Here is a 10,931-nt window from a genome sequence, read left to right on the forward strand (position 1 = left end):
ACCGCCTCACCGCCCGCCGGCCAGGCGGATCGTCCCGTCAGGCGGGGTGTCACCGAACTCTTCCCGGGCCGCCGCACCGTCGCCGCCACGGGCGTCCTCGGGCAGCTCGATCGCCGGGCAGTCCTTCCAGAGCCGCTCGAGGGCGTAGTAGACACGATCCTCGGCATGCTGGACGTGCACGACGACGTCGCCGAAGTCGAGGAGGACCCAGCGCGCCTCCGCCTTGCCCTCGCGACGGATCGCCTTCGCCCCCGCGGCGAACATCGCCTCCTCGACGGCGTCGACGACGGCGCCGACCTGTCGCTCGTTCGTGCCGGACGCGATGAGGAAGACGTCGGTGAGCACCAGCTGCTCGCTGACGTCGAGGGCGATGATCTCCTGCGCCTTGCGGCCGGACGCGGCACGAGCCGCGGTGATGGCCAGCTCGACCGCACGGTCCGTGGCCGTCATCGCGGCCCTCCCTCGTGCATCAGCGTCACGGGAGCCGATGCCTCCTCGGTGCCGAAGTCCTCCGTGTCGGGACCGTCGAGGAGGAGGTTCCAGACCAGTGCGCCGAGGATGAATGCCACGACCACCAGCACGATGTAGTGCAGCCAGGTGTAGGACGGCTCCGGCTCGTCCCACTCGTCGTCGTCGTCGAGGTCCTGGTCGACCCGCGCGGGCCGCCCCTCCCCGACGACAGAGGCGAAGGGCGACGCACCTGGCGCCTCCTGTCGCGGTGGCGCAGGTGCCTGCGCTCCGGGGGCCGCGGCGCCCGACCCGCTCGTCGCTGTGCCCCACGGCAGCGCGGGTGCGACGGCGGTCGCGTCCGGATCCTGGTTCGAGGGAGCGCCCGGGCCCGAGGAGCTCGCCGCGCCAGGCCACGCCGGTGCCGTGCGGGAAGGTGTCGGAGCCGCCGCAGGCGGCGTGCTCGCGGGCGGCGCGACAGGAGCGCCAGGAGATCCGGACGACGAGCCGAAGGCCGAACGCCGGCTCGGCCCGCCGGCGTCGAACGGTGACGGAGCGGCCTCCGGGCCAGGAGCCGGAGCGGGCGCGCCGCCGAGGCGCGTCGCGCCAGGTCCACCGGGGAACGCGGGGCGAGGCGACTCTGTCCGTGCGGGCGACGCACCGCCGGCCGCCGGGCCGCTCTCGCCACCGAACGGCGACGGACGCAGCGAGCTCCGCGTGGGAGTCCGGGGCGTAGCGGCGGGTGCCGGAGACCCGCCGGCGCCCGGATCACCACCGGGACGGCGCACCGGGGTCAGCCGGCCCGTCTCGTCGACGCCCCGCACTCCCCCGGACGTCGACGGTGGGCGGACGGTCGGCGCGGGACCGGGCGACGGGCTCGCAGCGCCGGGGTGCTGCTCGCGCAGCGAGCGGCGCGACGGCGGTGCGGCCGCGGGAGGCGCCGACGAGGCGCTCTGCGCCCCACGACCGAAGGCCGCGGGACCGGCGCCGGGAGCGGGCGCGGACTGGCCGGGCGGTGCTGCCTGTCGGGCCGCCGCCTCGGCGGCGGCCTGCTCGCGTTCGCGGATCTCCCGCCGCGTCAGCGGCCGGGACGTGTTGTCACTCATCGAGACCTCGATACAGACCGTGCTTGGCGATGTACTGAACGACGCCGTCCGGCACCAGGTACCAGACCGGCTGGCCCGCCTCCGCGCGCCGACGGCAGTCCGTGGACGAGATGGCCAGCGCCGGCACCTCGAGCGTGGTGACGCCCTCGGAGGGCAGGCCGTCGACCGTGAGCCGGTGACCGGGCCGGGTGACGGCCACGAAGTGCGCCATCTCCCACAGCGACCCCGCATCCTTCCATGTCAGGAGCTGCTCGATCGCGTCCGCACCCGTGATGAAGTACAGGTCGGCGTCGGGCCGATCCTGCCGCAGGTCGCGCAGCGTGTCGACCGTGTAGGTCAGGCCGGGCCGGTCGATGTCGACCCGGCTGACCGTGAACCGCGGGTTGGACGCCGTGGCGATGACCGTCATGAGGTAGCGGTGCTCGGCGGGCGACACGCGGGTGTCCTGCTTGAAGCTCGGCTTGCCCGTCGGCACGAAGACGACCTCGTCGAGGTCGAGCAACGCCGCGGCCTCGCTCGCGGCCACCAGGTGGCCGTGGTGGATGGGGTCGAACGTGCCACCCATCACCCCGATCCGGGGACGCCGCTGCTCACTCACCGGTAGGCGGTCTCGTCAGTGCTTGTTGCTGGCGTTGCGGAAGGCGAACGTCGCGAGCAGCGCGACGACGAATCCCCCGAAGGCGATCACACCGAGCATGACGGGCGGGATGCCGGACGACGCGTGCTCGGCTGCCTCCTCGGCGACCTGGACGGCGGTGTGCAGCACGGGGGCTCCTCAAGAAGTAGTCGGGGCAAGTCGGGGCACAGTCTCTCACGCCGTGCGGTCAGGGCCGTACGTGGCCGTCACCGTGCACCACCCACTTGGTCGTGGTCAGCTCGGCGAGCCCCATCGGTCCACGAGCATGGAGCTTCTGGGTGGAGATGCCGATCTCCGCCCCCATGCCGAGCTGGCCGCCGTCGGTGAACCGGGTCGAGGCGTTCACCATCACGGCCGCGGAGTCGACCTCCGCCACGAACCGCTCGGACGCTGCGAGGTCGCGGGTGACGATCGCCTCGGTGTGACCCGAGCTCCACGTGCGGATGTGCTCGATGGCCTCGTCGAGCGAGTCGACCACCCGGACGGCGAGCTCTGGCGCGAGATACTCGGTCGCCCAGTCCTCGTCCGTGGCCGGGGTGACGGCGACGTCCCCGGGGGCCGACGCCCGCGCTCCCTCGTCACCGTGCAGGACGACGCCCGCCCCGCTGAGCGCGGCCAGCGCGACGGGCAGGAAGCGCGCGGCGGCGTCCGCGTGCACCAGCAGGGTCTCCGCGGCGTTGCAGACCCCGACACGCTGCGTCTTGGCGTTCATGATGATCTCGACGGCGGTCGCGGTGTCCGCCGAGGCGTCCACGTACACGTGCACGTTGCCCGTGCCGGTCTCGATGACCGGTACCGTCGACTGCTCGACGACGGTGCGGATCAGATCGGCCCCGCCGCGCGGCACGAGCAGGTCCACCAGACCACGCGCCTGCATGAGGGCGACCCCGCCAGGACGGCCGTACACGTCGATGGACTGGATCAGGTCGGCGGGCAGGCCGCGCGCTTCGAGCGCCGCTCGCAGGACCGCCGTGATCCTGGTGTTCGACGACGCCGCGGCGCTGCCCCCACGCAGGATGACCGCGTTGCCGGACTTGAGCGCCAGCCCGGCGGCGTCCACGGTGACGTTGGGGCGCGCCTCGTAGATCATGCCGACCACACCCATCGGGACGCGGAGCTGACGCATCCGCAGGCCGTTGGGCAGCGTCTGTCCGCGCACCACCTCCCCGACCGGGTCGGGCAGCGCGGCGAGCTCGCGCAGGGCGTCGGCGATGGCGACGACGCGGTCGCCGGTGAGCGTGAGGCGGTCGAGCAGGCCTTCGCTCATGCCGTTCCCCCGCCCGCGGGCGACGTCGTCGGCGTTCGCCGACACGATCTCGTCCGACGCCGCCACGAGGGCGTCGGCGAGCGCGTGCAGCGTCTCGTCCTTCTCGGCCCGGGTGGCGGTGGCCAGCACGCGCGACGCCGTCTGCGAGCGGCGCGCGACGTCCTGGACGGCGGCCGTCACCTCGGCGTCCGGCTGCGGTCGCTGGGCAGGGCCGGGCGTCGCGGTCGCTGCGGTCTCGAACGTCGTGGTCATGCCCTCGAGACTACGACGCCGAGGCCGACGAGGACAGGCCGTTCCGTCCTTCGAGCACCAGATCGTCGCGGTGCACGACCTCACGGTCGTATCCCTCGCCGAGGTCTTCCCGGAGCTCGTAGGTGGATCGTCCCAGCAGCGGCGGCAGCTCGGTCGCGTCGTAGGCGACGAGCCCACGGGCGACCACGGTGCCGTCCGGACCGACCAGCTCGACCGGGTCGCCGGCGTCGAACTGTCCCTCCACCCGGGTGATCCCGGCGGGCAGGAGGGAGGCGCGACCGCCGAGCACCGCGCGCGTGGCGCCGTCGTCGAGGTGCAGGACGCCCGCGGCCCGTGCCGCGTGCGCGATCCACAGCCGCCGGGCGGTGGTGCGCTTGCCTCCGGCGGTGAAGAACGTCCCGACGTCGTCGCCCGCCAGCGCCTGCGCCACGTTCGCGGCGGCGGTGAGGACCACGGGCACCCCGGCCTCCGTCGCGATGCGCACCGACTCGAGCTTGGTGACCATCCCGCCGGTGCCGACGCTGCTCCCCCGCGCCGTCACCTCGACCCCCGCCACGTCGGCGAGGTCCGCCACGTGGGAGATCCGGCGAGCACCGGGACGGCTCGGCGGAGCGTCGTGCAGACCGTCGACGTCCGTGAGCAGGACCATCGCGTCGGCCCGCACCAGGTGGGACACGAGAGCGGCGAGGCGGTCGTTGTCGCCGAAGCGCAGCTCGTCGATGGTCACGGCGTCGTTCTCGTTGACGACCGGCACCACGCCGAGCGCGAGAAGCTTCTCGAGGGAGCGCTGCGCGTTGCGGTACCGGACGCGGCGCACCGTGTCCTCCGCCGTGAGCAGCGCCTGGCCGACCCGGAGCCCGTGCGCGGCGAACGCCTCGCTGTAGCGCGCCACGAGCTGACCCTGGCCGAGCATCGCGCAGGCCTGCATGGTCGCGAGGTCGCGCGGCCGCGACGTCAGCCCGGCGGGCCCGATACCCGCGGCGATCGCCCCGGACGTGACGAGCACGACCTCCTGGCCTTTCGCGCGGCGCGCGGCCAGGACGTCCACCAGTGCGCGCAGCGCCACCACGTCGAGGTGGCCGTCCGGTCGCGTCAGCGAGGACGAGCCGATCTTGACGACGAGCCGACGAGCGACGGGCAGCGCAGAGCGGGAGGTGGCGTTCACGAGGCCATCATCCCCGCAACCGCCGTCAGTCGTCGGCGGGGTCCGCCCAGTGACCCGCGTCGCGCTCCGTCCACAGCTCTTCGCGCGCCGCCGTCTTGGCGTCCATCCGTTCGCTGTGCTCCTGGCGCTTGCGCGCACGCGTGGGTCGCGACTCGTGCTCGAAGCGCAGGTCGGTGCCCCGGGCGCCCAGCAGCTCGGCACCGGTGGCCATGGTGGGTTCCCAGTCGAAGACGACGGCGTCACGCTCGGTGCCGATGCGCACCTCGTCGCCCGCGACGGCACCGGCCTTGAGGAGCCGGTCCTCGACGCCGAGCTTGGCGAGGCGGTCCGCGAGGAACCCGACCGCCTCGTCGTTGTTGAAGTCCGTCTGGCGCACCCAGCGGTACGGCTTGCGACCCTCGACCAGGAAGTACACGTGGCCGGTGCTGCCGTCCGTGCGGCGCGTGACGGTGAACCCGGCGTCGTTGACGGCCCGGGGACGCAGGACCACACGGGCCGGCTCGGGCGGCGGTGCCGCGGCGCGGGCCCTGGCGACGATCTCACCGAGCGCGAAGGTCAGCGGTCGCAACCCCTCGTGGGAGGCCGTCGAGACCTCGAAAACCCGCAGTCCGCGCGCCTCCAGCTCCGGCCGGACGAAGTCCGCGAGCTCGCGGGCCTCGGGGACGTCGATCTTGTTGAGCACGACGAGCTGAGGACGCTCCAGCAGCGGGACCCTGCCGCCCTCGATCTCCAGGTCACCTGCGTAGGCGGCCAGCTCGGCCTCGAGGGCCTCGAGGTCGCTGATCGGGTCACGCCCGGGCTCCAGCGTGGCGCAGTCGAGCACGTGCACGATGACGGCCGTGCGTTCGATGTGGCGCAGGAACTCCAGGCCCAGCCCCCTGCCCTCGCTCGCGCCGGGGATCAGCCCGGGGACGTCGGCGACGGTGTACCGGACGTCTCCGGCCTGCACCACGCCGAGGTTGGGCACCAGCGTCGTGAAGGGGTAGTCGGCGATCTTCGGCCGGGCCGCGGAGACCGCGGCGATCAGGGACGACTTGCCGGCACTCGGGAAGCCCACCAGGGCGACGTCGGCGATCGACTTGAGCTCGAGGACGACGTCGCGTTCCTCGCCCGGCTCGCCGAGGAGCGCGAAGCCGGGCGCCTTGCGCTTCGGCGAGGCGAGCGCGCGGTTGCCCAGCCCGCCGCGACCGCCCTCGGCGATGACGAACTCGGTGCCGTCGCCCACCAGGTCGGCCAGCACGCCGCCGTCGCGGTCCTTGACGACGGTGCCGTCGGGGACACGCAGGATCAGGTCGTCGCCCTTGGCCCCGTCCCGGTCGTCACCCATGCCCTGCCCGCCCTTGGGCGCGCGGCGGTGGGGCGAGTGGTGGTACTCGAGCAGCGTGGTCGTCTGGGCGTCCACGACGAGCCGGACGCTGCCGCCGTCGCCGCCGTTGCCGCCGTCGGGCCCGCCGAGCGGCTTGAACTTCTCACGGTGCACGGACGCGACCCCGTGCCCGCCGTCACCGCCGGCGGCGTGCAGCACCACTCGATCGACGAAGCTGGCCATGGGTAGATCCTCTCAGGACGGCAGGCGGAGAACAGCACGAGGGGCGCACCCGAGATGGTGCGCCCCTCGTGGGAAGTGCGGCAGCGGTCCGCTGCGCGCGGCTCGGATCCGGTGGATCAGGCCTGCGCGGCCGCGACGATGTCGACGACCTTGCGACCACGACGCGTCGCGAAGGCGACCTCGCCGGCAGCCAGCGCGAACAGCGTGTCGTCGCCACCGCGGCCGACGTTCTCGCCCGGGTGGAAGTGGGTGCCGCGCTGGCGGACGATGATCTCGCCCGCGCCGACGACCTGGCCGCCGTAGCGCTTCACGCCGAGCGACTTCGCGTTGGAGTCACGACCGTTGCGCGAGGAGCTCGCGCCCTTCTTGTGTGCCATGTCTGACCTGCTTTCTCAGAAGTACGAAGAGTGTGGGGAACCTGGCGGGCGGCGACGCCCGCCGGACATCACTTGATGCCGGTGACCTTCAGGCGGGTCAGCTGCTGGCGGTGACCCTGGCGCTTCCGGTAGCCGGTCTTGTTCTTGTACTTGTGGATGGTGATCTTCGGGCCCTTGGCGTCCCGGACGACCTCCGCGGTGACCTTGACCTTCGCGAGCTTCTCAGCGTCGGAGGTCACCTTCTCCCCGTCCACGAGCAGGATGGCAGGCAGCTCCACGCTGTCTCCGGCCGACACCTGGATGCGGTCCATGACGACGATGTCGCCCACGGACACCTTTTCCTGACGGCCACCGGCCTTGACGATCGCGTACACCATGCTGATGCTCATCTCTCCTGGTCTTGGCGTGCTCGCACGACGTCGGTCACCGGCTTGATCTGGGACTCGGTCCGCCGCGGCGGTCGAGTGCGGTGCGCCGAGGGCACACGGGACAGGCACGCTGAGGGCGCGCCGACGCATTACTCTACGCGACGCCGCCAGCTGCGATCAACTGCCGCAGCGCCCAGGAGAGCGTGACCTGACCCACTGGTCCCCGCCTGCGGGTTCGCGAGGGACTCGGCAGCGACCCATGATAATCACGTGAGATCCGCTCCCGAGCCGCCCGGGGCACGGGGCGACGACGCCGTCGCCACGGCCATGCGCGCCGTCGACCGTCGCGGATTCCTGCCACGCGCGCAACGGCACGTCGCGGGCGCCGACAGGCCGTTGCCCATCGGCCACGAGCAGACCTGCTCGCAGCCGTCGACCGTCGTCGCCATGCTCAGGCTCCTGCAGGTGCACCGTGGCGCCACGGTGCTCGACGTCGGGTCCGGGTCGGGATGGACGACGGCGCTGCTCGCACACCTGGTCGGGCCGACCGGGGAGGTGCTCGGCGTCGAGCTCGTGCCCGAGATCGCGGCCTGGGGCGCCGCGAACCTGGCTCGGCAGGCGACGCCGTGGGCACAGGTCGTGCCGGCCACGAGCGGCACGCTCGGGTCGCCCCGTGACGGCGGATGGCAGCGCATCCTGGTCTCGGCATCGCCCGACGAGCTACCGGGGGAACTGGTGGAGCAGCTCGCCCCCGGGGGACGGATGGTCATCCCGGTGCGCCACGCCATGCTGCTGGTCGAGCGGTCCGACGACGGCGCTGTACGCACCACGGAGCACGGCACGTACAGCTTCGTCCCGCTGGTCCAGGACTGACGCAAGACGGGTTTGGCGCAATGGCCGAAGCTCACTTCACCCTGACTGCGTCCGTCGCCCGGTCCGGCGTCAATGTCGACGTCCCGGCATACTTCACGATCCACGTCCCGGACTTCTTCTGCTTGATCTTCTTCACGAAGGTGCCCTTGGACGTCACGGTGGCGGTCCTTTTGTAGACGGCACCCCGGGAGCCCGACGGGTCGAAGTAGATCTTCACCTTCTTGCCCTTGAGCGGGCGCACCGCGCCCTCACCGTAGTCGTAGGAAGGGTTCCAGAACTTCAGAGTGCCCTTGACCGTGGCATAGCGTCCCTTGCGGACGGGCTCCGGTGAGGCATTGACCTTGAGGTACGTCGCCCGCTTGAAGTAGAAAGTGTCCGAGTAGCGCGCGTCTGGTAGCTGGCAGTAGTGCTCCCATGTCCAACCCTCGTCGTCCAAGCCCTGAACTTCGAAATCCCGCTCGATCGTCGCGACCGCCTTGTACTTGCCGAACGCCTCCCAGTCGTACCAACGGCTCGACGTGACCTTGCCAGCGGCGCCGGCCTTGTCCGCGTAGAAGAATGCTCCACCACCCACGTCGTTCCCGTAGCGGTCGTGGTACTCCACGTCGTAGGACCAGTCGAAGTCTCCCCAGCCCTCGTAGACCTCGCCATACTCGGGATAGCTGTGAGCGTCGAAGCAGGCGCGAACCTGTGCGCTGGTCGGCTTCTTCACCGAATAGGAGATCTTGACGGTCTTGTTGTGCTGCCCCTTGTAGAGCACCACATCGGGATGGCCTACCCCGCCACCCGATCCGCCGGAGGCGGCAACCGCCGGACCCACTGCCACACCGACACCGAGGGCAGCACCCACGAGCACCGCGACGATCTTGCGCTTCATGTCGTCTCTCGTTCTCCAGTTAGACCGCCCGAACAGGGCACCCTCAGGATATCCGGACCGAGTCCCCGTTGGCGGCACGCCAGGAGGGTGATCTTCAGAGCGGACCTGCGCGAGACCTTCACGTGGGGGTCGCTGCCCCGGAACCTACGGTCCCGTAGGCTCGGGCCATCTGCACGACCGGGCACCTGCCCACCATCTCGGCTGGGAAGTCGACACCGACCCCTCTGCGAGGCATGCATGGCCCCCTCCGCCCCGTCCGTCATCGACGACAACGGTCCCCCGCCCAGCGCTGCTGCGAAGTTCACGAGCAGCTACAGCGACCTCGCACGACAGGTGCGGGAGGCGGGGCTGCTCCGCCGGGCCTACGGGTACTACCTCTGGACCGGGATCGGTGTGACCCTCGCGCTCGGCGGGGTGATCACCGGGATGGTGCTGCTCGGTGACTCCTGGTTCCAGCTCCTCATGGCGGGGGCGCTCGGCCTCGTGCTGACGCAGATCGCCTTCCTGACCCACGAGGCCGCGCACCGGCAGGTCTTCGCGAGCGGACCGGTCAACGACCGGGTCGGGCGGTGGCTGGCCAACGCCGTGGTCGGCATCAGCTACTCCTGGTGGATGACCAAGCACACCCGCCACCACGCCAACCCGAACCACGTGGGCAAGGACCCGGACATCGCGCCCGACACGATCCGGTTCACCCCGGAGGCCGCCGCTGAGGTCCGCGGCCCCCTGCGCCACATCACCCGACGTCAAGGCTGGCTGTTCTTCCCCCTGCTGACCCTCGAAGGGCTCAACCTGCACGTGACCTCGATCCGGTCGCTGCTGACCGGCCCCCCGAAGACCCTCGCCACCCGCCGTCGCGAGCTCGTCACGATCGCCGTCCGACTCACGCTCTATGTCGCCGTGATCTTCTGGTTCATGCCGCCCGGGCTCGCCGCGGCGTTCATCGGTGTTCAGCTCGCCGTCTTCGGCGTCTACATGGGCGCTTCCTTCGCCCCGAACCACAAGGGCATGAAGATCGTCCCGGCGGGCGTCAAGATGGACTTCCTGTCCAAGCAGGTCCTGACCTCCCGGAACATCCGCGGTGGTTGGTTCATGAACGTCCTGATGGGCGGGCTCAACCACCAGGTCGAGCACCACCTGTTCCCGAGCATGCCGCGGCCGAGCCTGGCGAAGGCGCGCCTCCTGGTCCGTGAGCACTGCGCGAACCACGGCCTGCCGTACACGGAGACGAGCCTCGTCGCGTCCTACGCGATCGTCGTCCGCTATCTCAACCGCGTGGGCCTCGCCGCCCGTGACCCGTTCGACTGCCCGCTGCGGCAGGAGCTGCGCGGCTACTGAGGCAGGTCGGCCGCGGTCCGAGGCCGACCTCAGGCCCGACGGTGCGCCCGGCAGCGCGCCTGGTAGGAGTCCGTGCCCCCGACGTGAGCGGCGACGGCGACGAGGGCGTCGCCGGGCAGCACTTCCGCGTCGGGCAACCGCACGTGGTAGGCGGCGTCCCGTCCGCACACCGCGCACACGGCGGTGAGCTTCGCGGCGGTCTCGGCCAGCGCCATGAGTGCGGGCACCGGTTCGAACGGGCGCCCGTCGAACGTCACCGTGAGTCCCGCGACGACGACGTCGAGGCCCGAGTCGAGCAGGTCGAGGACGACCGCCACGAGCTCGGGCCCGAAGAACTGGGCCTCGTCGACCGCCACCATCCGTGTCCGTGGACCGACGAGGCCGGGTATCTCCGCGGGTCCGTCCACGGACCGCGACGCGATCTCGACGCCCGAGTGGGACGCCACCACCCCCGCCCCGTAGCGGACGTCCAAGGTGTGCGCCACGGTCAGCACCTCGCGCCCGGCGATCTGCGCGCGCCGGACCATCCGGGCCAGCTCCTCCGTCTTGCCGGCGAACATGGGGCCGCCGATCACCGTCAGGCGACCGGCGTCTCGACCGTCATCCATACGGTCCAGTCAAGCATCCGCCCGGCGGTCGAACGGCCCGGAAACGCCGCACGCCCGTACCCGTCCC

At 71.6% G+C, this 10,931-nt stretch carries 13 protein-coding genes; 2 read left to right on the plus strand and 11 right to left on the minus strand.

What is annotated here, in order from left to right; all coding sequences use genetic code 11:
• Window positions 1-6: 6 nt before the first annotated feature.
• The 9 genes from rsfS to rplU form a co-directional block, all read right to left on the minus strand.
• Complete coding sequence (gene rsfS, locus ACWAT2_RS03140) at window positions 7-450, minus strand: ribosome silencing factor (protein ID WP_402371062.1); 444 nt, start codon at window positions 448-450, stop codon at window positions 7-9.
• Complete coding sequence (locus ACWAT2_RS03145; protein ID WP_402371059.1) at window positions 447-1,553, minus strand: hypothetical protein; 1,107 nt, start codon at window positions 1,551-1,553, stop codon at window positions 447-449. Before ACWAT2_RS03145 ends, rsfS begins: the two co-directional genes overlap by 4 nt.
• A complete protein-coding gene (nadD, locus tag ACWAT2_RS03150) occupies window positions 1,546-2,151 on the minus strand; it encodes a nicotinate-nucleotide adenylyltransferase (RefSeq protein ID WP_402371056.1) in 606 nt (201 codons plus the stop codon). The genes ACWAT2_RS03145 and nadD overlap by 8 nt, the downstream gene beginning before the upstream one ends.
• 15 nt (window positions 2,152-2,166) lie before the next feature.
• Entirely contained in the window at window positions 2,167-2,319 is a 153-nt protein-coding gene (locus tag ACWAT2_RS03155; RefSeq protein ID WP_402371054.1) for a hypothetical protein, read from the minus strand.
• A gap of 58 nt (window positions 2,320-2,377) precedes the next feature.
• A complete protein-coding gene (locus ACWAT2_RS03160; RefSeq protein WP_402371051.1) occupies window positions 2,378-3,709 on the minus strand; it encodes a glutamate-5-semialdehyde dehydrogenase in 1,332 nt (443 codons plus the stop codon).
• Window positions 3,710-3,719: 10 nt separating this feature from the next.
• Window positions 3,720-4,874, minus strand: coding sequence for a glutamate 5-kinase (gene proB, locus ACWAT2_RS03165; RefSeq protein ID WP_402371048.1), 1,155 nt, complete (start codon window positions 4,872-4,874; stop codon window positions 3,720-3,722).
• A gap of 25 nt (window positions 4,875-4,899) precedes the next feature.
• On the minus strand, window positions 4,900-6,423 hold the full coding sequence (gene obgE, locus ACWAT2_RS03170) for a GTPase ObgE (protein ID WP_402371045.1): 1,524 nt from the start codon (window positions 6,421-6,423) through the stop codon (window positions 4,900-4,902).
• A gap of 116 nt (window positions 6,424-6,539) precedes the next feature.
• Complete coding sequence (rpmA, locus tag ACWAT2_RS03175) at window positions 6,540-6,800, minus strand: 50S ribosomal protein L27 (RefSeq protein ID WP_277211664.1); 261 nt, start codon at window positions 6,798-6,800, stop codon at window positions 6,540-6,542.
• A 68-nt stretch (window positions 6,801-6,868) separates the two neighbouring features.
• Window positions 6,869-7,177, minus strand: coding sequence for a 50S ribosomal protein L21 (rplU, locus tag ACWAT2_RS03180; protein ID WP_402372073.1), 309 nt, complete (start codon window positions 7,175-7,177; stop codon window positions 6,869-6,871).
• 261 nt (window positions 7,178-7,438) lie between these two features.
• Between rplU and ACWAT2_RS03185 the strand changes: the two genes are divergently transcribed.
• Entirely contained in the window at window positions 7,439-8,041 is a 603-nt protein-coding gene (locus ACWAT2_RS03185) for a protein-L-isoaspartate O-methyltransferase family protein (protein ID WP_402371041.1), read from the plus strand.
• 31 nt (window positions 8,042-8,072) lie between these two features.
• Here the strand turns inward: ACWAT2_RS03185 and ACWAT2_RS03190 are convergent, their stop codons facing one another.
• Window positions 8,073-8,918 (minus strand): hypothetical protein, encoded by an 846-nt coding sequence (locus tag ACWAT2_RS03190; protein ID WP_402371039.1) that lies wholly within the window; start codon window positions 8,916-8,918, stop codon window positions 8,073-8,075.
• A gap of 237 nt (window positions 8,919-9,155) precedes the next feature.
• Here ACWAT2_RS03190 and ACWAT2_RS03195 point away from each other — a divergent pair, with 237 nt between their 5' ends.
• Window positions 9,156-10,256 (plus strand): fatty acid desaturase family protein, encoded by a 1,101-nt coding sequence (locus ACWAT2_RS03195; protein WP_402371037.1) that lies wholly within the window; start codon window positions 9,156-9,158, stop codon window positions 10,254-10,256.
• 29 nt (window positions 10,257-10,285) lie between these two features.
• Here the strand turns inward: ACWAT2_RS03195 and ACWAT2_RS03200 are convergent, their stop codons facing one another.
• Complete coding sequence (locus ACWAT2_RS03200) at window positions 10,286-10,864, minus strand: thymidine kinase (RefSeq protein ID WP_402371034.1); 579 nt, start codon at window positions 10,862-10,864, stop codon at window positions 10,286-10,288.
• Window positions 10,865-10,931: the final 67 nt, after the last annotated feature.

This window comes from Isoptericola sp. GX10416 (genome assembly GCF_056590155.1).